Origin of the sequence: Pseudomonas sp. ZY71, assembly GCF_036542145.1 — a bacterium.
GTDB classification, from domain to species: Bacteria; Pseudomonadota; Gammaproteobacteria; order Pseudomonadales; family Pseudomonadaceae; genus Aquipseudomonas; species Aquipseudomonas koreensis_A.
This window is the reverse complement of record NZ_CP144274.1, coordinates 4,689,391-4,708,999: the sequence shown is the minus strand read 5'-3', so window position 1 is coordinate 4,708,999 and position 19,609 is coordinate 4,689,391. Positions and strand designations below refer to the sequence as shown.

Annotated in this window: 19 protein-coding genes; 6 read left to right on the top strand and 13 right to left on the bottom strand. The window is 59.1% G+C overall.

Features of this window, described 5'->3' with window-relative positions:
• Positions 1 to 19: 19 nt before the first annotated feature.
• Positions 20 to 328 (bottom strand): hypothetical protein, encoded by a 309-nt coding sequence (locus VY732_RS20790; protein ID WP_176091754.1) that lies wholly within the window; start codon positions 326 to 328, stop codon positions 20 to 22.
• A gap of 314 nt (positions 329 to 642) precedes the next feature.
• Here VY732_RS20790 and yegS point away from each other — a divergent pair, with 314 nt between their 5' ends.
• Complete coding sequence (gene yegS, locus VY732_RS20785) at positions 643 to 1,560, top strand: lipid kinase YegS (RefSeq protein WP_331691647.1); 918 nt, start codon at positions 643 to 645, stop codon at positions 1,558 to 1,560.
• On the opposite strand, the gene VY732_RS20780 is transcribed toward yegS, so the two are convergent.
• From VY732_RS20780 to VY732_RS20770, 3 genes are all read right to left on the bottom strand, one after another.
• Positions 1,544 to 2,203, bottom strand: a complete 660-nt coding sequence (locus VY732_RS20780) for a response regulator transcription factor (RefSeq protein ID WP_116030550.1) — start codon at positions 2,201 to 2,203, stop codon at positions 1,544 to 1,546. The two genes, yegS and VY732_RS20780, sit on opposite strands and share 17 nt — an antisense overlap.
• The gene (locus VY732_RS20775) at positions 2,200 to 3,093 is read right to left on the bottom strand and encodes a sensor histidine kinase (RefSeq protein WP_331695884.1); all 894 of its coding nucleotides are present in this window, start codon (positions 3,091 to 3,093) and stop codon (positions 2,200 to 2,202) included. Before VY732_RS20775 ends, VY732_RS20780 begins: the two co-directional genes overlap by 4 nt.
• A 486-nt stretch (positions 3,094 to 3,579) precedes the next feature.
• Positions 3,580 to 4,047 (bottom strand): hypothetical protein, encoded by a 468-nt coding sequence (locus VY732_RS20770; RefSeq protein WP_212621373.1) that lies wholly within the window; start codon positions 4,045 to 4,047, stop codon positions 3,580 to 3,582.
• Positions 4,048 to 4,501: 454 nt separating this feature from the next.
• On the opposite strand from VY732_RS20770, the gene VY732_RS20765 reads away from it, so the two are divergent.
• Positions 4,502 to 5,437, top strand: coding sequence for a chemotaxis protein CheV (locus VY732_RS20765; RefSeq protein ID WP_038364198.1), 936 nt, complete (start codon positions 4,502 to 4,504; stop codon positions 5,435 to 5,437).
• A 167-nt stretch (positions 5,438 to 5,604) separates the two neighbouring features.
• Positions 5,605 to 6,411, top strand: coding sequence for an MOSC domain-containing protein (locus VY732_RS20760; protein WP_331691646.1), 807 nt, complete (start codon positions 5,605 to 5,607; stop codon positions 6,409 to 6,411).
• A gap of 70 nt (positions 6,412 to 6,481) precedes the next feature.
• Here VY732_RS20760 and ppnP read toward each other — a convergent pair whose 3' ends face one another.
• From ppnP to VY732_RS20720, 8 genes are all read right to left on the bottom strand, one after another.
• Entirely contained in the window at positions 6,482 to 6,766 is a 285-nt protein-coding gene (gene ppnP, locus VY732_RS20755; RefSeq protein WP_003226701.1) for a pyrimidine/purine nucleoside phosphorylase, read from the bottom strand.
• 105 nt (positions 6,767 to 6,871) lie between these two features.
• Positions 6,872 to 7,414, bottom strand: coding sequence for an exonuclease domain-containing protein (locus VY732_RS20750; protein WP_331691645.1), 543 nt, complete (start codon positions 7,412 to 7,414; stop codon positions 6,872 to 6,874).
• A gap of 70 nt (positions 7,415 to 7,484) precedes the next feature.
• A complete protein-coding gene (locus VY732_RS20745; RefSeq protein ID WP_331691644.1) occupies positions 7,485 to 9,446 on the bottom strand; it encodes an acetyl/propionyl/methylcrotonyl-CoA carboxylase subunit alpha in 1,962 nt (653 codons plus the stop codon).
• 112 nt (positions 9,447 to 9,558) lie between these two features.
• Positions 9,559 to 10,356 carry an enoyl-CoA hydratase/isomerase family protein gene (locus tag VY732_RS20740; RefSeq protein WP_331691643.1) on the bottom strand — a complete coding sequence of 266 codons (798 nt, stop codon included), beginning with the start codon at positions 10,354 to 10,356 and terminating at the stop codon, positions 9,559 to 9,561.
• Positions 10,353 to 11,510, bottom strand: a complete 1,158-nt coding sequence (gene atuD / locus VY732_RS20735; protein WP_331691642.1) for a citronellyl-CoA dehydrogenase — start codon at positions 11,508 to 11,510, stop codon at positions 10,353 to 10,355. The genes VY732_RS20740 and atuD overlap by 4 nt, the downstream gene beginning before the upstream one ends.
• A gap of 30 nt (positions 11,511 to 11,540) precedes the next feature.
• A complete protein-coding gene (gene atuC / locus VY732_RS20730) occupies positions 11,541 to 13,157 on the bottom strand; it encodes a geranyl-CoA carboxylase subunit beta (protein ID WP_331691641.1) in 1,617 nt (538 codons plus the stop codon).
• A 3-nt stretch (positions 13,158 to 13,160) separates the two neighbouring features.
• Positions 13,161 to 14,030, bottom strand: a complete 870-nt coding sequence (locus VY732_RS20725; RefSeq protein ID WP_331691640.1) for an SDR family oxidoreductase — start codon at positions 14,028 to 14,030, stop codon at positions 13,161 to 13,163.
• Positions 14,031 to 14,042: 12 nt separating this feature from the next.
• The gene (locus VY732_RS20720; RefSeq protein WP_331691639.1) at positions 14,043 to 15,827 is read right to left on the bottom strand and encodes an acyclic terpene utilization AtuA family protein; all 1,785 of its coding nucleotides are present in this window, start codon (positions 15,825 to 15,827) and stop codon (positions 14,043 to 14,045) included.
• 184 nt (positions 15,828 to 16,011) lie between these two features.
• Here VY732_RS20720 and VY732_RS20715 point away from each other — a divergent pair, with 184 nt between their 5' ends.
• The 3 genes from VY732_RS20715 to VY732_RS20705 all read left to right on the top strand — a co-directional run bounded on the left by VY732_RS20715 (position 16,012) and on the right by VY732_RS20705 (position 18,626).
• Positions 16,012 to 16,635, top strand: coding sequence for a TetR/AcrR family transcriptional regulator (locus VY732_RS20715; RefSeq protein ID WP_116030558.1), 624 nt, complete (start codon positions 16,012 to 16,014; stop codon positions 16,633 to 16,635).
• Between the two features lie 92 nt (positions 16,636 to 16,727).
• On the top strand, positions 16,728 to 17,525 hold the full coding sequence (locus tag VY732_RS20710) for a substrate-binding periplasmic protein (protein WP_077573894.1): 798 nt from the start codon (positions 16,728 to 16,730) through the stop codon (positions 17,523 to 17,525).
• A gap of 87 nt (positions 17,526 to 17,612) precedes the next feature.
• Positions 17,613 to 18,626, top strand: a complete 1,014-nt coding sequence (locus tag VY732_RS20705; RefSeq protein WP_331691638.1) for a GNAT family N-acetyltransferase — start codon at positions 17,613 to 17,615, stop codon at positions 18,624 to 18,626.
• 136 nt (positions 18,627 to 18,762) lie between these two features.
• Here VY732_RS20705 and VY732_RS20700 read toward each other — a convergent pair whose 3' ends face one another.
• Positions 18,763 to 19,317: an RNA polymerase factor sigma-70 gene (locus tag VY732_RS20700; RefSeq protein ID WP_016985448.1), complete on the bottom strand. Its 555-nt coding sequence runs from the start codon at positions 19,315 to 19,317 to the stop codon at positions 18,763 to 18,765.
• Between the last annotated feature and the right edge of the window lie 292 nt (positions 19,318 to 19,609).

Genomic DNA, 19,609 nt, shown 5'->3' with positions numbered 1-19,609 from the left:
CCTGCAATGACTCATTCACTTAATTGCTGATCAATGTCACAAGCTGGTCGAATCGGCTATTGGCCACCCAACCCAGAAGACCCAGTATTACTGCTGTTGCACCGGCCGAGTAGGCGAGCCGGTGTTTGATCGTTCTGACATCACCGCGGACTTCGTCCATGTCCCGCCGAAGGTATTTGAGATGGGTTTCCAGCTCGGTCACTCGGGGTTCCATATCAACTTCTCCAGTGGTTCTGGCGCTGTTTTTGAAATCAGACTTGTGATTCGCGCGACTTTCGACGAGGGGGGCAACCGGAGTCACTGGCATTCTGGCTTCATGACTTGGCATGGAAGCATCCGCCGGTTGTTTCAAAAGCTCGATTGCAACCTTTTCCTGCTCTCAAAGTGGCAAAAGCCCTGGGGGTGTATCCACTCATTACATGCACGTCCTTGTGTATTGGATTGAAGATCGATACCGCCAGCACACGGTGCTCCAATGCTCGAACCGGGTCAATTAAGCCGATTCCGTATGTTTTGTAAGAAAAAATACCGCTGTGTAGGACGCTCGCGCCAGAAGGTTGAATTAATTAAGGGGGCGGACGGCTTTTTTGCCTGCCGCAGCGGTCAAGATGTCTCAACTGATTCGATTTTGGGAGTGACGTGATGAGTGAGCGCCGGGCGCTATTGATTCTGCATGGCAAGCAGGCACTCAACGAGGCGGTTCGCACCGCCGTCGAGGACAAACGCAAGCAAGGCTGGGAGCTGGCCGTGCGGCTGACCTGGGAGGCAGGGGACGCTCAGCGTTGGGTGGCGCAGGCATTGGCGGATGGCTATACGAAGATCATTGCCGGCGGTGGCGATGGCACCTTGCGCGACATTGCCGAAGCGCTCGCGGCGCATCCGGGTAAAGCCAGCCTGGTGCTTTTACCTTTGGGCACCGCCAACGATTTTTCTCGCGCAGCCGGTGTGCCACTGGAGCCCGCCGAGGCACTCGAGCTACTTGATGTACCGCCGCGCGACATCGATCTGGGTGAAGTGGGCGGGCAGATTTTCCTCAATATGGCCACTGGCGGTTTCGGTAGCCAGGTCACGGCCAATACCTCCGAGGACCTGAAAAAGGTGCTGGGTGGTGCGGCTTATCTGTTCACCGGTTTGTCTCGATTCAGCGAGCTGCATGCCGCCTATGGCGAACTTCAGGGGCCGGACTTTCACTGGAGTGGCGAAATGCTCGCGCTGGGTATCGGCAATGGCCGTCAGGCCGGTGGCGGGCACGTACTCTGCCCAGAGGCGCTGGCCGATGACGGTTTGCTGGATATCAGCATCCTGCCGGCGCCACAGGAACTGGTGGGCACGCTGAAGACGCTGCTCAGCGATGGTTTCGGCATCGATAACATGTTTGTCCGAGCCCGTTTGCCATGGGTCGAAATCAAAGTGGCCGAGGGGCTCTGCATCAATCTGGATGGCGAACCATTGGAAGGTGACAGCTTGCGATTTGAAGCGCGTCCGGCAGCGTTGCGTGTGCATTTGCCGGAGCACTCTCCATTGTTGGGCGGAGCCGGATCGGTCAGTCGTCCAGACTGATGATCTGTTCGCGTACGGCGAACAGCACAAGGCCTGCCACGTCGTAGATTTGCAGGCGCTTCATGATCTGTGAGCGGTGGGTTTCGACAGTCTTGATGCTCAGCCCGAGGCCATTGGCGATTTCCCGGGTGGATTTGCCCCGCACGATCAAGCGCAGGATTTCCAGTTGGCGGGCGGTCAGATTATGCGAGTCGGCGATTTCCGGCTGCTGCTTCTGATTGCGGGTCAGGGCCTGATTGATCACGGTATGGGCGATGGCCGGGCTCAGGTAGCGCTCGTTGTTGCGCAAGGCTTCCAGTGCATGTTCGAGTTCAGTGGCCGTGGTGTCCTTGAGCAGGTAGCCGTGGGCGCCGGACTCGAGCGCCTGCATGATCAGCGCCGGATCGGTGTGCATCGACAGGATCAGCACCTTGCTCTGCGGGCGTACTCGTTTGAGCCGTTGCAGCGCTTCGAGGCCACTGGTTTCTTTCATGGAGATATCCAGCAACACGATATCCGGACTCAGTTGCTCGACCATTTCGAGCAACTGCGAACCGTCATTGGCTTCGCCAATCACCGCGTAACCGGGAATATCCAGCACCAGAGCGCGCACGCCGGCCCTGATCAGCGAGTGGTCATCCACCAGAAGTAAGTTGCAAGTCAACGCATAACCTTATTCGTACTGGCCCGTTCGAGTGCGCGAGGCGCCCAGGGGAAGAGTGCTTCGATTTGAGTGCCTTTGCCCGGCTCGCTGATGACGTTCAGGGTGCCACCCAGTTGCTCGATTCGTTCGGCCATCCCGGCCATGCCTCGTTGTCCTTCACGACCCGGATTGACAGCCGGGGCGAAGCCCAGACCGTCATCGCTGATCAGCAACGTCAGACCTTTGGGTAGACGTTGTACGCGTATCACCAGGTTTTTCGCCTGGGCGTGACGCAGGATATTGGTAACAGCCTCCTGGGTAATACGAAAGGCCGCGACCGCCATTTCTTCAGGAATACCGTTAAGACGCTGCTGGCAATCGAGGCTCCAGTGCACGCTGGTGTTGGTCAATGTCTTGAGCAGATGTGCGCGCAGGCTGGCTTCAAGCCCCAGGCTGGTCAGCTGCCGTGGATTGAGAATGGCCGAAACGTCGCGCACCTTGTTGAGGGTTTCTTCCAGGGTGTCGCACAGCGCGGTGCAGTGTTCCTGCAAGTCATCCGGCAGGCGTCGCTTGAGCCATTCGCTCTGCAGTTTGGCGGCCGTCAGTAACTGGCCGATATCATCGTGCAGTTCGCGGCTGAGGCGATGACGCTCGTTTTCCTGGACTTCCAGCAAGCGGTCAGCGAGTTCCTGCGGCTGAAACTTGATCGATTTGCGTGACAGCCGATATTGCACCCAGACACACGCGGTAGCGGCGATGTCGAGCAGTAGCAGTCCGAGGCTAAGTGGTGTCGAAAAACCGTAGGTCAGCAGGCTGCCGAGCGTTGCCGCGACACACAGTATGAGTGTGAACCGGCGTGCATTTTCCCGGGAGGGTGGCCATGTAGTGATTGACTTGAGGCTGGCGTACATAACGGATGGAGCCAATGGATGTTCGCTGCGGGCAGACCGGCCTGAGGCTGGCGGGTCTCTGTCTGAAAATGCTGTCAAGTATGTTATTGATTTCAGCGCGGTTCAGTGAATGTGTTGACCGCCAACTATCAGTGGATAGCTGTCGCTGAAGTCACTGTGCCATTAATTTGAAAGCAACTAATGGGCGGCATAATACCACTTAAGATACCGTTGGTCGCGCTCGCTATATATGTCCAATGAGTCAGGAATTACGTGGTATTGGACGCAAGTTCCATAATGGAAAAGTCGATTTATTGAGTTCGATAGATGTAGGTGTTGCCTGAAGTTGTGCTTCTTAACACACAGGCAAACCCTGAGGCCGGCAGAAAACATGAGTGTCTGTCGTCGCTGATTATTTATTCGGATTTGTCGCTGGCAGGTATGAGCTATTCAATAACGACATTCAACGTATTCGTTTCAAACGCCAGGGCGGATACAGCGAGGTGATCAGGCTTGTCCTGAGTAGGGCAATTGGGGCAAACGTTTGCTCGCAAGGGGCTGCTGAAGCTGGCTTTGGCCAACCTGAAAGGCGAATGCTTCGATCAACGAGGCCTGCTCACTTTCATCCAGACTCAGTTGCCCGGTCTTCTGGTCGATCAGTTCAAGCTGCCACGCCATCAGCGTGAAGCAATCCTGCAGTGCTTGCAGAGCCTGCTCGTGAAGGTCGATACGATCCTGGGGCAGGTTGAGCAGGCTGTAAATGTGCAGCGAGAATTCGGAGATCGCTTCTAGCGCCAGGGCTTCAGCCCTGCGTGCAAGTTTGAGGAGGGTGCCGAGCATGCACTCGATAGCGTCCTTGTCATTGCTGATCAGTTGCAAATGGCTGAGGCATTCTTCGGACTTGGCCAGGAGTTTTTCGGCCTCGGCAAGGAATTCGGGGAAGCGCTCTACCCACTCTTTGCGGTCCATTGGCATGCTTATCTCCACCACGTCATGTCTGATGAGGGAATGCCGTGTGTGGCGACGATCATGAATCGTCGGGAGATCGCGCCCAGACGTGCAGGTGCACAGACTGGGGGGGTCCAGAGGGCTTGTTTCCGCTGAATTGCGATCGCACACAATAGCCTGACTCCGTTCATGCAATGAGAATGGCGTCACATTAATGGCTATTGGATATTGCGAATATCAGGTTGGGCCTGATTGTTACTAGGGGAATCCCTTAGACGCGGGAACCTACCGTGCAAACCGAGGTCGCGCCGCAGAGAATGTAGCAGATGAAAATCACTGCGCCAGTAAAGCATGATGTTAATGTGACATCAATGCCCGATCATGGCATTTTTGACGGGGTCTGGCTTGGCAATCAAGAACTGCCATTTGCCGCCGATAACCTCACATAGTGAATTCATCAGAACAAGCCCAGGAGTCATTGATGGCCGGCATTCTCGACACGGTAGACCAACGCACGCAACTGGTGGGTGAGAATCGCCTGGAAATTCTCATGTTTCGATTGGCCGGGCGTCAGTTGTTCGCAATCAACGTGTTCAAGGTTCAGGAAGTGCTGCAACTGCCGAAGCTGACCTTGATGCCGCAGCGTCACCCGTTTGTCTGCGGAGTGGTCAATCTGCGCGGTCAGACCTTGCCGGTGATCGATCTGTCGCAGGCGATCGGCATGCGTCCATTGGTGCCGGGGCCGAACAGCACGATCATCGTCACCGAATACAACCGCTCGGTGCAGGCCTTCCTCGTCGGTGGTGTCGATCGCATCGTCAACATGAACTGGGAAGCCATTCTGCCGCCGCCGACCAGCGCCGGGCGTCAGCACTATCTGACCGCGATCAGCAAGGTCGACGATCAACTGGTGGAAATCATCGACGTCGAGAAAGTTCTCGCTGAAATCGTTCCGTACAACGCCAAGGTTTCGCGCGACAAGCTTGATGATCCGGTGCTGGAGCGCGCCCGTGGCCGTGAAGTGCTGCTGGTCGACGACTCCAATGTGGCGCTTTCGCAATTGCGCGATACGCTCGGCCAGCTCGGCGTGAAAATGCACATTGCCAGCGATGGCCTGAAGGCGCTGAACATGCTCAAGGGCTGGGCTGATACCGGCGTGAACATGACCGACAAGCTGCTGATGATCTTCACCGATGCGGAAATGCCGGAAATGGACGGCTATCGCCTGACTACCGAAATTCGCAACGACCCGCGTCTGCGTGGCTTGTACGTGGTGCTGCATACCTCGTTGTCGGGCAGTTTCAACGACTCGATGGTGAAGAAGGTCGGCTGCGACAACTTCCTCTCCAAGTTCCAGCCGGACAAACTGGTCGACGTGGTGCGCCAGCGTCTGATGCTCGACGAAGTCCCGGCCTGACCACACACCCATTGTAGGAGTTAGCCTGCTCGCGATAGCGGTGTGTCAGCCCCGAATCATTACCTGACACACCGCTATCGCGAGCAGGCTCACTCCTACAGTTATTGCTCTTTGATTCCTGATCAAGCTCGTATAGGGTGGCGTTTTTATCCTCCAGGGAGCTGGCCATGCTGCGTCTGAGCGCGCTTTATCGTTACCCGTTGAAATCCGGCAAAGTCGATGTGCTGCAACGCGCCGACCTCGACAAGCTGGGCCTTGATGGCGACCGACGCTGGATGCTCGTGGACGAAGCCAGCGGCCGCTTCCTGACCCAACGCGCCGAATCCAAGATGAGTCAGTTGTCGGCGCTGTGGAATGCGCAGGGCGGGCTGACCCTGAGCGCACCTGAACAGTCCTCCCTCGAAATCGCCTTGCCGGGCAACGACGCCGAACTGCGCGGCGTGACGATCTGGCGCGACACCTTGCGCGTGCCCGATGCCGGTAATGAGGCTGCGCGCTGGGTTAGCGATTTCATCGGCAAGCCGACCCGTCTGGTGCAGGTGCCGCTGGATCGTGCCCGCATGACTCAGGCAGGTTTCGGCAAGGATGACGATCAGGTCGCATTCGCCGACGGATTTCCCCTGCTGTTGATCGGCGAGGCGTCCCTGCAGGATCTCTCGGACAGAGTCGGTCGTCCGCTGGAAATGCTGCGCTTTCGACCCAATCTGGTGATCGAAGGCAGTGAGGCCTATGCCGAAGACAGTTGGAAGCGCATTCGCATTGGCGATGTCGAGTTCCGCGTGGTCAAGTCGTGCTCGCGCTGCATTCTCACCACGATTGACCCGCAAACCGGCGAGCGCAGTGCTGATCGCGAGCCGCTGGCCACCTTGCAGAAATATCGCGCCGAAGCCGATGGCGCGATGTTTGGGCAGAATCTGGTGAATGACAGCAATGGTCGACTCGAAGTCGGCATGCCGGTGGAAATCCTCGAGTAACCCACGCCTGAAACGAAAATGCCCGTGTCCTTGGACACGGGCATTTTTTTATCGCAGTGAAACAGTGGCGTTAGCCGCGGTACTCGCACAGGTAAGCGGTGTCGACCGCCACCTTCAGCTGGAACTTGCTGTTGGCCGGAACGTTGAACTGGCTGCCGGCGGCGAAGGTTTCCCAGTCGCTGCTGTCTGGCAGTTTGACGGTCAGTGCGCCAGAAACCACATGCATGATTTCACGCTGAGCGGTGCCGAATTCGTATTCGCCCGGGGCCATGACGCCGATGGTCGCCGGACCTTCAGCGGTGCCAAAGGCGATCGACTTGACGGTGCCGTCGAAGTACTCGTTGACTTTAAACATGGGCGATTCCTCGAAAAGGGCTGAAAAATGGAGGCGGCCAGTATGCACAAGGCTTTCAACGCCGTCACCTGCCCGGCGTCTGTCCGCTGAGTTCTCGAATTGACCCTAGAGTGGCAAGACCAGTGGCAACAGCCGCGCAGTGTTGCGCGCATCCTCCAGCGCCCGATGCTGCTGACCGTTGAACTGCATGCCGGCCAGTTGCAGCGCGCCGTTGAGACCCAGCGGTCGTTCCAGGCGTCGGGCCTTGGCGAAACGCTGTTTGAGGTTCATGTGCGGCACCTTGCTCAATCCACTGTCGATTTGCAGACGCTGCCATTCCTGCAACAACTGCTTGCGGTCGTAATCGCCCCAACTGGCCCAGCCTTCAAGGCGCGTCTGATGCTGCGCGAGCCAGCGTTCGAACGCCGGCCAGACTTCGCTCAACGGCTGCGCCGAGTCGATATTGGCCTGGGTGATGTGCGTCAGTTCACGACAGAAAGGCGTGAGCAACGGCCGCCGCGTCGGTTTGACGAAGCGCTGGAAGTGATCCTGCTCGCGCCCGGCGCGATCGACCAGGGTGGCGCCGATCTCGATAATTTCCATTTCGGTGACCGGCCAGCCACCCTCATCGGTGGTGGCTTCCAGATCTATGACCAGCCAGTGAGGCATCGCAGGGTTCCTGATTTCCGCGTTCTGATAACTCAGAGCGTAGTCAAAACCCGCATGGGTGTGTGGGTGACTACTCGACCTGCAACAGAACCTGACGATTTTTTACCTGATCGCCGACCTTGACCTGCACCCGCTTGAGCACGCCGTCGATGCCGGCCTTCAGCGGGTGCTCCATTTTCATTGCCTCCAGTACCACCAGCAACTGACCTTTGCTGACCGGGCTGCCTTCGCTGACCAGTACGTCGACAATGGCACCGTCCATCGGCGCTTTCAGGGTACCGGAGCTGACGCTGGTCTGACTGTCGATCACGGCGTGAGTTCGATCCTCCAGGCGCAGACTGCCGGGACGGGTGAACAGCCAGAGGTGCCCGCTATCCAGTCGATACGCGTGACGCTGGCGCAAACCGTCGATTTCCAGTGTCAGCGACTGCGCGTCCTGATCGATGAGTGTTAACTCGAGCGTGCGTTCGGCAACCTGCACGGTGAAGGCGCCTTGCGCGTGAGCGAGCAGTTGCACTGTCCAGTTCTGATCATCAAGCCCGAGGCGATAATGCAGTGGGACGCTGGCGTTGTTGCGCCAGCCGGTGAGCGGTGCGCGGTGGGAGAGGGCGCTGGCCTGATAGAAAAGCAGCGCTGCAATGGCCAGTTCCTCGGCATCGGGAATGTAGCGGTGCAAGCAAGGGTGTTCACTGAAGTGCTTGGCAATGAACGCGGTACTGAAGTCACCACTGGTGAACTGCGGATGTTGCAGCAGGCCGGCGAGCAGGCGCTGATTGCTTTGCACGCCCAATAACACCGTGTCCTGTACTGCGCGCAACAGTTTGCGCCGAGCCTCTTCGCGAGTGACGCCGAAAGCGATCAGTTTGCCGAGCATCGGGTCGTAGAACGGGCTGATCGATTGTCCTTCCAGCAAGCCATGATCGATTCGCGCACCCTGCTGCAGCGCTGGTGCCCACGCCTCGACACGGCCTGTTTGCGGGAGGAAATCCTGTGCTGGATCTTCGGCGTAGAGGCGCACCTCCATTGCATGCCCGTTGAGTTGGACCTGATCCTGAGTCAGCGGCAATGGCTGACCTTCGGCAACCAATATTTGCCACGCCACCAGATCCAGCCCGGTGATCAGTTCGGTCACCGGGTGTTCGACCTGCAGGCGCGTGTTCATCTCCAGAAAGTAGAACTGCCCACGTGCATCGAGCAAAAACTCCACGGTGCCGGCACCGACGTAATTCACTGCACGCCCGGCTTTCAGAGCGGCTTCACCCATGGCCTGGCGCAGTTCGGCGGTCATCACCGGGCAGGGCGCTTCTTCGATGACTTTTTGATGGCGACGCTGGATCGAACAGTCGCGTTCGCCGAGGTAGATCAGGTTGCCGTGTTGATCGCCGAACAGCTGGACTTCGACATGCCGTGGCTCGATCAACGCTTGTTCGAGGATCAGTTCGTCGCTGCCGAAACCGTTCAATGCTTCGGAGCGTGCGGTGCGCAGTTGCGCCGGCAAATCAGCGGCGTTGTGCAGCAGACGCATACCGCGTCCACCTCCGCCGGCACTGGCCTTGATCATCAGCGGATAGCCGATGCGTTCAGCTTCACGCTGCAGGGTTGCATCGTCCTGTTCGGTGCCTTGATAACCGGCGATGCACGGCACACCGGCTTCGAGCATGGCGATTTTTGACTGGCGTTTGCTGCCCATCAACTCGATGGCTTCGACGCTGGGGCCGATGAAGATCAGTCCGGCCTGTTCGCAGGCTCGGGCGAATTCGGCGTTTTCCGAGAGAAAACCGTAGCCGGGGTGGATGGCGTCGGCGCCGCTGTGGCGGGCGGCGTCGAGGATCGCCGGGATGTTCAGATACGACTGCTGCACGGGGGCTGGGCCAATGTGCACGGCTTGATCGGCCATTTTGACGTGCAGGGCATCGGCGTCGGCGTCGCTGTAAACGGCAACGGTGCGGTAGCCCAACGCCTGGGCGGTGCGCTGGATGCGGCAGGCGATTTCACCGCGGTTGGCGATCAGGATTTTTTGGATGGCGGGCATGGTGAGGTTCCCTGAGGTTTTGGCGGTGAATGTGATGGCCTCATCGCGAGCAGGCTCACTCCTACATTTGGAATGCATTTCCCCTGTAGGAGTGAGCCTGCTCGCGAAGCTTTTAGCTGGCCCACCGAGGTTTGCGTTTTTGCATGAATGCCATGGTGCCCTCGATCCCTTCGTCGCCAGTCACCGCTTCGCTAAACCACTGCGCCGCCTGATCAAGCAGTTCACTCGACGGCTGCCCGGCACTCGCCAACAGCAATTTCTTGGTCATTGCATTCGCCTCCGGCGCGCAACACAGCACATGTTGCAGCACCTCATCGAGCCGCTCGGCCAACGCCTGCGCATCCTGCTCGACAAAATGCACCAGCCCCAGACGTCGTGCCTGATGCCCGTCGAAACGTGCAGCCGTCAGCGCCAACCGACGGGTTTCGGTCAGTCCGATACGCTGCACCACAAACGGCGCAATCTGCGCCGGCAGCAAGCCGAGGCTGGTTTCCGGCAGACCGAATTGCGCCTGATGATCGGCAATCGCGATATCACTGACACAGGCCAGACCGAAACCGCCGCCAAGCACCGCGCCTTGCAGCACCGTGATCAGCACTTGCGGCGCGTGCTGTGCTTCCTCCAGCAAGGCCCCGAACGCGCGATTCAGATCGCGGTAAGCATCAGCGCCCTGAGCGCGCGCGCTGGCCATATCCTTGATATCGCCGCCGGCACAGAAATGCCCGTTGGCACCGCTGAGCACCAAAGCCCGCACTGTGCGGTCATCGCGCACGGCCGTCAGTACCGCGCGCAGTTCGCTGACCATCTGCAGGCTCATCGCATTGCGGCTGTCCGGTCGATGGAGGGTGATGTGCAGCACGCCGCCATGCAGCTCCAGCAACAGCGTCTGGCATTGCGGCAGGTTGCTCATTTCTTTTTCCCCGGGAGGATGCCCATCAGTTTGCAGATGATCCCCAGCATGATTTCGTCGGCGCCGCCGCCAATCGACACCAGCCGCACATCGCGATAGGCGCGGGCAACCGGGTTGTCCCACATGAAGCCCATGCCGCCCCAATATTGCAGGCAGCTGTCGCTGACTTCGCGACCGAGACGCCCGGCCTTGAGCTTGGCCATCGACGCCAGCCGTGACACATCCTGACCTTTCACGTATTGCTCGGTGGCCTGGTAAACCAATGCGCGCAGGCATTCGATTTCGGTCTGCAATTCGGCGAGGCGGAAGTGGATCACTTGGTTGTCGATCAGCGCATTGCCAAAGGTCTTGCGCTCCTTGCAGTACTCGATGGTGCTGTCGACGCAATATTCCAGGCCTTTGATCATGTTTGCCGCGCCGAACAGGCGTTCCTCCTGAAACTGCAACATCTGCATCATGAACCCGGCGCCTTCGTGGCCGATGCGATTGCGCTGGGGCACGCGCACGTTGTCGAAAAACACCTGGGCGGTTTCCGAGCTGCGCATGCCGAGCTTATCCAGGTGCGAGCTGAGGCTGATCCCCGGCGTGTTCATCGGCACCATGATCAGCGACTTGTTGATGTGCGGTTTGTCGTCCGAGGTGTTGGCCAGCAGGCAGATGAAGTCGGCACTCGGCGAGTTGGTGATCCACATTTTGCTGCCGTTGATCACATAGTCGTCGCCGTCCTTGCGCGCGATGGTTTTCAGCCCGGCCACATCAGATCCGGCGCCAACTTCGGAGACGCCGATGCAGCCGACCTGCTCGCCGGTGATCGCCGGGCGCAGGAATTCTTCGCGCAGTTCATCGGAGCCGAAGCGGGCGAGGGCGGGCGTGCACATGTCGGTTTGCACGCCGATCGACATCGGAATGCCGCCGCAATGAATGGTGCCGAATTCTTCGGCAGCGACAATCGAATAGCTGTAATCGAGGCCCATACCGCCGAATTTTTCCGGTTTGGAAATGCCCAGCAGACCGAGGTCGCCGGCCTTGCGGAAAATCTCGTGGATCGGGAAGCGTCCGGCCTTTTCCCATTCATCGACGTGCGGATTGATCTCGTGCTCGACGAACTGGCGGACGGTACGGCGCAGGGCTTCGTGTTCCGGGGTGAAGATCATTGTTATTGTTCTCCGTAGAATCCGTGGCGGTCAGAACCGGCTGACGCCGAAGCTGTTGGGTTGCAACGTGCGAATGTCGGCTTCGTGGCAGATATCGAGCAAATAGCCGAGCAGGGTGCGCGTGTCGCGCGGATCGATCAGCCCGTCGTCCCACAGATTGGCGCTGGCGTAGAGCGCGGTGGACTGGCTGTCGAGTTTCTGCGCGGTGACCTGTTCGAGCATGTCGAGCATTTTCACGTCTGGCGTCAGGCCGTCCTTGAGCTGTTTGGCTTCGGTGACAATGCGCAGCACTTTACCGGCCTGCGCACCGCCCATCACCGCCGTACGGCTGTTCGGCCAGGCGAAGATGAAGCGCGGATCGAGTCCGCGGCCGCACATCGCATAGTTGCCGGCGCCGTATGAGCCGCCGACCACGATGGTCAGTTTAGGCACTCGTGCATTGGCCACCGCTTGAATCAGTTTCGAGCCGTGTTTGATCACGCCTTGCTGTTCCGATTCGGTGCCGACCATGAAGCCGGTGGTGTTGTGGAAAAACAGCAGCGGCGTCTGGCTCTGATCGCACAACTGAATGAACTGCGCTGCCTTGCTCGCACCGTTCGGGGTGATCGGGCCGTTGTTGCCGATAAAGCCGCAGGCGCGGCCCTGAATCTTCAACTGGCCACAAATGGTCTGTTGATCGAACTCGCCCTTGAATTCGACAAAGCAGGACTCATCGGCAATACGCGCGATGATTTCGCGCACGTCATAGGGTTTTTTCGGATCGTCAGGGATCAGCCCGAGCAATTCATCGATCGGGTAGAGCGGCTCTTTGTATTGCGGCTCCGGCAGCCACGGCAGTTGCTCGTTCCACGGCAGCATGCGGAGGATTTCACGCACCTGACGCACGCCATCGGCATCGTTTTCAGCGAGGTATTCAGCGGTCCCGGCAACCTGCGCGTGCATCTCGGCACCGCCCAGCTCTTCATCGGTGGCGACTTCGCCGGTGGCGGCTTTCAGCAGCGGCGGCCCGGCGAGAAACAGCTTGGCTTTGCCGCGCACCACCACCACGTAATCCGACAACCCCGGCTGATAAGCGCCGCCCGCCGTGGCCGAGCCGTGCACCACGGTGATCTGCGGCAAACCCATGGCTGACATCCGCGCCTGATTGGCGAAACTGCGCGCGCCTTCGACGAAAATCTCCGCCGCGTAATTGAGGTTGGCGCCGCCACTTTCGGCAAGGGTGATCACCGGCAGTTTATTTTCCTGGGCGATCTGTTGCAGGCGCAGGGATTTTTTCAGACCGCTCGGCGAGATGGTGCCGCCCTTGATCGCGCTGTTGTTCGCCACGATCATCGCGCGAATGCCACAGACGTAACCGATGCCAGCGATCAGTCCGCCACCGGCCGAGCTGCCGTCCTTGTCGTCGTGCAACTTGTAGCCGGCGAGGCTGGCCAGTTCGAGAAACGGTGCACCGGGATCGAGCAACAGGTTCAGGCGTTCGCGCGGCAGCAATTGCCCACGCTTGTCGAATTTCGCTTTGGCTTCGGCAGCCTTATTCAGGAGGTTCTGTTCGAGTTGCCGGACTTGCTCGATGGCCGTGAGCATTGCCGCACGGTTGCGGGCAAACGCTTCGCTGTGCGGGTCGAGTCGGGACTGGATCTGCGGCATGGCCTACTCCTTGTCCTTGAGGACATCGGGCAGGTAGGCCCGGTGAAAGCCGTTGAACGACTTACTGTGAGTGGCCTTGTGCAGTGGCCATGCACGGCTGCCGAGGCTGGCTGCGCCATCGATTTTCAGCGTGCTGCCACTGATGAATGCCGCCGCCGGGCTGAGCAGAAACACGATCGCGGCGCTGACTTCCGACTCGGTGCCGATGCGCTTGAGCGGCACATGTTCACGCAGGGTTGGAATCACCGCTTTGAACGCGCCTTCGTAAGTGTCCATGCCGCTGGAGGCGATCCAGCCCGGCGCCACCGCGTTGACCCGCACGCCGGCATAACCCCATTCGAACGCGGCAGTCTTGGTGAAGTTGTCCATGCCCGACCGCGCCGCGCCCGAGTGGCCCATACCGGGCATGCCGCCCCACATGTCGGCGAGCATGTTGACGATGTTGCCGCCGTGTTTGCTCATCGACTGGTTGAACACTTCGCGCGCCATCAGGAAACCGCCGACCAGATTGGTGCGCAACACGGTTTCGAAACCTTTCTGATTGATCGAGGCCAATGGCGACGGGTACTGGCCGCCGGCATTGTTGACCAGACCATGAATCGGCCCGTGCTCGGCGATCAGCTCCTTGACCAGTTGTTTCACCGCTTCTTCATCACGGATATCGCAAGCCTTCCAGTGCGCGCGGCCACCGTCCTCGGCGATTTCGGCGGCGACTTTTTCGAGCTTTTCCGGCTTGCGCCCGACCAGCAGCACATTCGCGCCGAGCGCTGCCAGTTCATGCGCGGTGCAACGGCCGATGCCGCTGCCGCCGCCGGTGACGATGATGGTCTGGCCGCTGAACAGATCGGCGTTGAAAATCGACGCGTAAGCCATGCAAACAATCCTCTAGTCGAGCTGTTCGGCGATGCTCTGCGGCACCGGGATCTGGATTTCCAACAGTTGCTGGGCGAAGGCTTTGCCTTGCGGGTCGATGCGCAGACTCGCCACGCCGCCACCGCCGAGAGCGTTTTCCAAGAGAAAATTCAGGCTGTGGGTGCCGGGCAGATACCAGCGTTCGACCCGGCCGTGGATCGGGTCGAGCACGTGGCTCATCCAGTCGACAATGACGGCCGGGGTCAGCGCTTCGGCGATCCACGGCAGGTATTCGGGTTTGCGCGGCAGCACGCCGATGTTGCTGTGATTGCCTTTGTCACCGGAGCGCGCCACGGCCAGTTTCACCAACGCCACACTGGCATCGGCGCGGCCCTGAGGTTTCGGCGGTTGCTGGGGAATCGGCAAATCTTCGCTGTCGAGCGCTGCCAATGAGGGCAGGGCACAAGGATGGCGAACGCCGGCCAGATCAATCTGCAAGGTGCAGGCGCTTTTATCGATCAGGAATGAAAACAGACGAATCAGCGGATACACCGTCGGCCGCCCGCCGACGATACCGGTCAGCCCCGGAGCCATGCCGGTGGCGGCCTGGGCTATTTCCCTAGAGAACAGCACCAGTGCCTGTTTTTTCGGGTGACGCACGGCGAGTTTGATCACCACTTCACGGCTGTCGTGGCGCTGGCCGTGGGGGCCATAGGTGGCTTCGCTGCCGAGCAATTCGATGTCGGTTTCGCTGTAGGGCGGCCAACCGCGCTGGCTGAACATCTCCGCTGTTTTGGCGATGATTGCCTGACTGACGCGCCGCGCCTTGTCCACCGCATCGATACCGGCGATCAGACAACTGGCGGTGCAGCGGAAGCCGTCCGGGTACGTGGCGCTGACCTTGTACTTGTCGCTGGGTGGCAGGCCTTTGGCGCCGTGCACGTGCACCACGTTTTTGCCTTGTTGCTGAAGTTTGACCTGAGTGAAGTCGCAGACCACGTCGGGCAACAGATAGGCCTGTGGATCGCCGATTTCATACAGCATCTGCTCGCCGACGGTCAGTGGTGTGACCAGTCCACCTGAACCTTCGGGTTTGCTGACGATGAATTGGCTGTCGGCGCTGACCTCAACGATCGGAAAGCCGATGTGTTCGTAATCCGGCACGTCGCGCCAATCGGTGAAGTTGCCACCGGTGCACTGTGCGCCGCATTCGATGATGTGCCCGGCCAGCGCGGCCTGGGCGAGTTTGTCGTAGTCGTGCCACGACCAGCCGAATTCATGCACCAGCGCCGCGCTGACCACGGCGCTGTCGACCACTCGCCCGGTGATGACAATGTCGGCGCCCAGGCGCAGGGCTTCGACGATGCCCGGCGCGCCGAGGTAGGCGTTGGTCGACACGCACATCGGCGGCAGCGGGGTGCCGCTGAACATCTCGCTGATGCCGTTGAGTTGTTTGAATTGTGGTTGCAGGTCATCGCCGAGCAGTACGGCGATTTTCAGGTCGATGCCGGCCTTGTCACAGGCCGCTTGCAAGGCGTTCGCGCAGGCCTGCGGATTGACGCCGCCGGCATTGCTGATGACGCGGATGTTCTGCTCGGCCAACTGTGGCAGCAGCGGCGTGAGGATTTCGATGAAGTCACTGGCGAAGCCCGCCTGCGGGTCCTTCAGGCGGGCGCCGGCCATGATCGACATAGTGATTTCGGCCAGATAATCGAACACCAGATAGTCGAGCTTGCCTCCCTCCACCAATTGCGCGGCGGCGGTGGACGTATCTCCCCAGAATGCGCTGGCGCATCCGATGCGAACGGTGGTGGGCATTTTTATCTCCGACTCAGCGACCTGCGACAGAAGTGTCTGGAGGCTACCAAGCAAGCGCTTGGTTTGTAAACAGTTGAAACTATCTTCTGCCCAAGCGCTTGCTTGGTTGCCGCTGGCGGCTTAAATTGCGCGCAACCCTGCGGTTTCAGGGGGCAACAGACTGATCGACTGTAGGAGAGAACGGGTGGACGAGCAAAAAGCCCTGAGGGTCATGCGCGATTTGGTTGATGAAGGCCAATTGACCGACCCCGACAGCGCCCGCGGCAAATTGCTGCAAGTGGCCGCTCACCTGTTTCGCAACAAAGGCTACGAACGCACCACGGTGCGTGACCTGGCCGGCGCCGTCGGCATCCAGTCGGGCAGCATTTTTCATCACTTCAAAAGCAAGGATGAAATCCTCCGCGCGGTGATGGAAGAAACCATCCGTTACAACACCGCGTTGATGCGTGCGGCGCTCGCCGACGCGACGAATGTACGCGAACGGGTGCTGGCGCTGATCCGCTGCGAACTGCAGTCGATCATGGGCGGCAGCGGTGAAGCCATGGCGGTGTTGGTTTATGAGTGGCGCTCGCTGTCCGAAGACGGTCAGGCCAAAGTGCTGGCGCTGCGTGATGTCTACGAGGACATCTGGCTGCAAGTGCTGGGTGAAGCCAAGGACGCTGGATTTATCCGTGGCGATGTATTTATTACCCGACGTTTCCTCACTGGTGCACTGTCGTGGACGACCACCTGGTTCCGTGCCGGCGGCAGTTTGAGCCTCGATCAGTTGGCCGATGAGGCGTTGATTCTGGTCCTCGAAGCGCGTTGAAGCACTTTCTATCCAGTCGGGAAACTGGCTAACTGGGCGAAACCGCCTAGCTTGAATGCATTGATCGGTATTTTTTCGGGGAGTGGGGTGTTTTGAAGTCTTTGCCAATTCGGACGGCCGCGGGGTTGATGCTCGCAGCGCTGGCTGCATTCTGGGTATTGCCCGCTCAGGCAGCGCAATTGGTTCGGGTCGGCGCGGCGCATTTTCCGCCTTACACCATTCGCCCGGAAAACGGCGCTGACACAGGCCTCCTGCCGCAGTTGGTCGAGGCCCTCAATCGTCTGCAAAGCGACTATCAGTTCGTCCTTGTGCCGACCTCGATTCCGCGGCGCTTCGGGGATTTCAAGCAGGGTCGGATCGACATGGCGATTTTCGAGAATCCCGACTGGGGCTGGAAGGAGATTCCCCACGCGGATGTCGACATGGGCCTTGAGGACGCGGAGATTTTCGTCGCGCAACGCGAAGACGGTCGTCAGCAGAACTATTTTGCCGATCTCACTGGCAAGCGTCTGGCGCTGTTCAGCGGTTACCACTACGAGTTCGCCAACTTCAACGCCGACCCAAAATTCCTCGCGCAGAATTTCAACGCCACGCTGACCTATTCCCACGACAGCAATCTGCTGATGGTCCTGCGTTCGCGGGCGGATATCGCCCTGGTGACGCGTTCCTATCTGTTCGATTACCTGCTGCGTAACGAGAAGGTGCGCGATGAATTGCTGGTGTCGCAGCGCATTGATCAGGTCTATCACCATTACGCCATTCTTCGCCCGACGGCGCCGATTACCGGTGCTGCGTTTGGCAAGTTGCTGCAAGGCCTGCGCGATAACGGCGAAATGCTGAAAATCTTTGATCCGTACAAGATTGCCGTAGTGCCGGTGCCTCATCACTGAGGCACCGATTTCCCGATAAAGCCTAAATTTTCCTTCCCGGATCACGTCACATCGTTGAACTGTCGACGATTATCGTGAGCCCGACCCATGTCCAATCTGAATGACCTGACTGCCCTGGCCTTGCCTTCGGGCAGTCAACTGATCGCTGATGCAACCGAAAGCCGTCTGAGCCTGAGCCTGGACGGGCAACCGCTGATCCGCTTGCGCCTTGATCGGGAGGCCAAGGGGCCGATCCAGATCGATGAGCGCTTCGCTTTGCCGCCCGGGCAGGCATTATGGGCGGCCTGTTACTGGCTGTTCGCGCGGGATCCGGCGTGCCAGCAATTGACCTGGCAACTGGATCAGCCGCCGACCGAAGCGTTGCTCAGTGGCTTGCTGGTGAGCACCGAAGTGGCTGGCGAATATCGCTGCGAGCGCACGCTGTTCTGGCAGTTGCCACAACCGTGGCTCGGCACTTCGCTGGCAGGCAGCTATCCGCAGCAAATGGTCATCAGCCAGGGCAAGCGTCATCCGCTGCGCCCAGTGAAGCCGCGGGGCGAAGTGTATCGGCGTTTCGATGCGCGCCTTGGTGCGTGGATTTCCTTGCGTACAGTCGAGATCGAAGACGATTTGCCGCGTTTCAACCGCTGGCAGAACAGCCCGCGCGTCGCCAGTTTCTGGCAGGAAGAGGGCAGCATCGAGAAGCATCGCGAATACCTGAGCAAGCTCGATGCTGACCCGCATACGCTGACGCTGATTGGCTGTTTCGATGATCAGCCGTTTGCCTATTTCGAAGCCTATTGGGCCAAGGAAGATCGCATCGCGCCGTTCTACGATGCCGACAATTACGATCGCGGCATTCACATGCTGGTCGGCGAAGAAGATCATCGCGGCCCGCACAAAGTGGCGAGCTGGTTATCGGCGCTGGTGCATTACCTGTTTCTGGATGATCCGCGCACGCAGCGTGTGGTCGCCGAGCCTCGGGCCGACAACGCGAAGATGATCGGCCATATGCAGAATCAGTGCTTTCACTGTGAGAAAGAGTTCGACTTCCCGCACAAGCGCGCGGCGCTGATGATGCTGGGGCGTGAGCGGTTTTTTGATCGGTGCAAGCTGGCGTGATGATCTGGCTTCAGGATTTCTGTGATCTTGAGGCCGCCTTCGCGAGCAGGCTCGCTCCCACATGGGTTTTGTGGCACTCACAAATTCCATGTGGGAGCGAGCCTGCTCGCGAATGGCTTGACGCAAAATCTGAATCTTAGCGACGACCCGCAATCACCGCATCCCGACGACTGCCCGAGACCTTGCGGCAGTGCACCAGTGCATCACGAATCATGAAGTTGACCAGGGTTGGCGATACGCCGAGTTCCTTGGCGATGTCCTTTTGCGGCACGCCGTGCAGGCGGTACATTTCGAACGCATAGCGAGTGCGGCTAGGCAGCTCGGTCAGTGCATCGGCGATGTTTTCCAGGGTCGAGAAATTGATGTGCGAGGTTTCCGGCGAAGCACCCTGAATGACCACGTTCAGCCCTTCCTCTTCAGGGCCGGAGTACTTCTGTTCCAGCGCCTGTTTGCGGTAGTGATCGATGGCGAGGTTGCGCACGATCTGGAACAGATAGCTCAGTTGAGCCTTGATCGACGACGTGATCGGTGGCGCCGACTGCAATCGGAAAAACGCATCCTGCACCACGTCTTCGGCACGTGAGCGGCAGCCGGTAATACGGGCTGCAATCTTGACCAGAATCAGTCGATTGTCGACGAATGCCTGAAGTAGCGGTGAATCGCACCTGCTTGTGGATACTTGTTCCGTCATGGAAATCACCTTGCTGCCAAATAGGTTAGTGGGACGCCTGGGGGGACGGGGCCGTCCTACACATCGAGCGACAAATTATGTTGAATGATAATGATTGTCAATTGAGAAAGAGAACTAATGATCCACAACGGTGCATTCTGAGACCTGCGACACGCCGCCACACCCCAGCCCCATTGGCTATCCAGCCTGCCGACTAATTATTTCAAGACGTCATCCGTTCTCATTGGTGAATGGTTCCGGGTACACATCCCCGGCCAGACAGCATTCCGATGCCTTGCGCGGTCGGCACAGA

What these genes read in the sequence shown, in the direction of transcription:
- VY732_RS20790 (WP_176091754.1), bottom strand. Translation starts at nt 328, where the DNA reads ATGCCAAGTCATGAAGCCAGAATGCCAGTGACTCCGGTTGCCCCCCTC.
- yegS (WP_331691647.1), top strand. Translation starts at nt 643, where the DNA reads ATGAGTGAGCGCCGGGCGCTATTGATTCTGCATGGCAAGCAGGCACTC.
- VY732_RS20775 (WP_331695884.1), bottom strand. Translation starts at nt 3,093, where the DNA reads ATGTACGCCAGCCTCAAGTCAATCACTACATGGCCACCCTCCCGGGAA.
- VY732_RS20770 (WP_212621373.1), bottom strand. Translation starts at nt 4,047, where the DNA reads ATGCCAATGGACCGCAAAGAGTGGGTAGAGCGCTTCCCCGAATTCCTT.
- VY732_RS20765 (WP_038364198.1), top strand. Translation starts at nt 4,502, where the DNA reads ATGGCCGGCATTCTCGACACGGTAGACCAACGCACGCAACTGGTGGGT.
- VY732_RS20760 (WP_331691646.1), top strand. Translation starts at nt 5,605, where the DNA reads ATGCTGCGTCTGAGCGCGCTTTATCGTTACCCGTTGAAATCCGGCAAA.
- ppnP (WP_003226701.1), bottom strand. Translation starts at nt 6,766, where the DNA reads ATGTTTAAAGTCAACGAGTACTTCGACGGCACCGTCAAGTCGATCGCC.
- VY732_RS20750 (WP_331691645.1), bottom strand. Translation starts at nt 7,414, where the DNA reads ATGCCTCACTGGCTGGTCATAGATCTGGAAGCCACCACCGATGAGGGT.
- VY732_RS20745 (WP_331691644.1), bottom strand. Translation starts at nt 9,446, where the DNA reads ATGCCCGCCATCCAAAAAATCCTGATCGCCAACCGCGGTGAAATCGCC.
- VY732_RS20740 (WP_331691643.1), bottom strand. Translation starts at nt 10,356, where the DNA reads ATGAGCAACCTGCCGCAATGCCAGACGCTGTTGCTGGAGCTGCATGGC.
- atuD (WP_331691642.1), bottom strand. Translation starts at nt 11,510, where the DNA reads ATGATCTTCACCCCGGAACACGAAGCCCTGCGCCGTACCGTCCGCCAG.
- atuC (WP_331691641.1), bottom strand. Translation starts at nt 13,157, where the DNA reads ATGCCGCAGATCCAGTCCCGACTCGACCCGCACAGCGAAGCGTTTGCC.
- VY732_RS20725 (WP_331691640.1), bottom strand. Translation starts at nt 14,030, where the DNA reads ATGGCTTACGCGTCGATTTTCAACGCCGATCTGTTCAGCGGCCAGACC.
- VY732_RS20720 (WP_331691639.1), bottom strand. Translation starts at nt 15,827, where the DNA reads ATGCCCACCACCGTTCGCATCGGATGCGCCAGCGCATTCTGGGGAGAT.
- VY732_RS20705 (WP_331691638.1), top strand. Translation starts at nt 17,613, where the DNA reads ATGTCCAATCTGAATGACCTGACTGCCCTGGCCTTGCCTTCGGGCAGT.
- VY732_RS20700 (WP_016985448.1), bottom strand. Translation starts at nt 19,317, where the DNA reads ATGACGGAACAAGTATCCACAAGCAGGTGCGATTCACCGCTACTTCAG.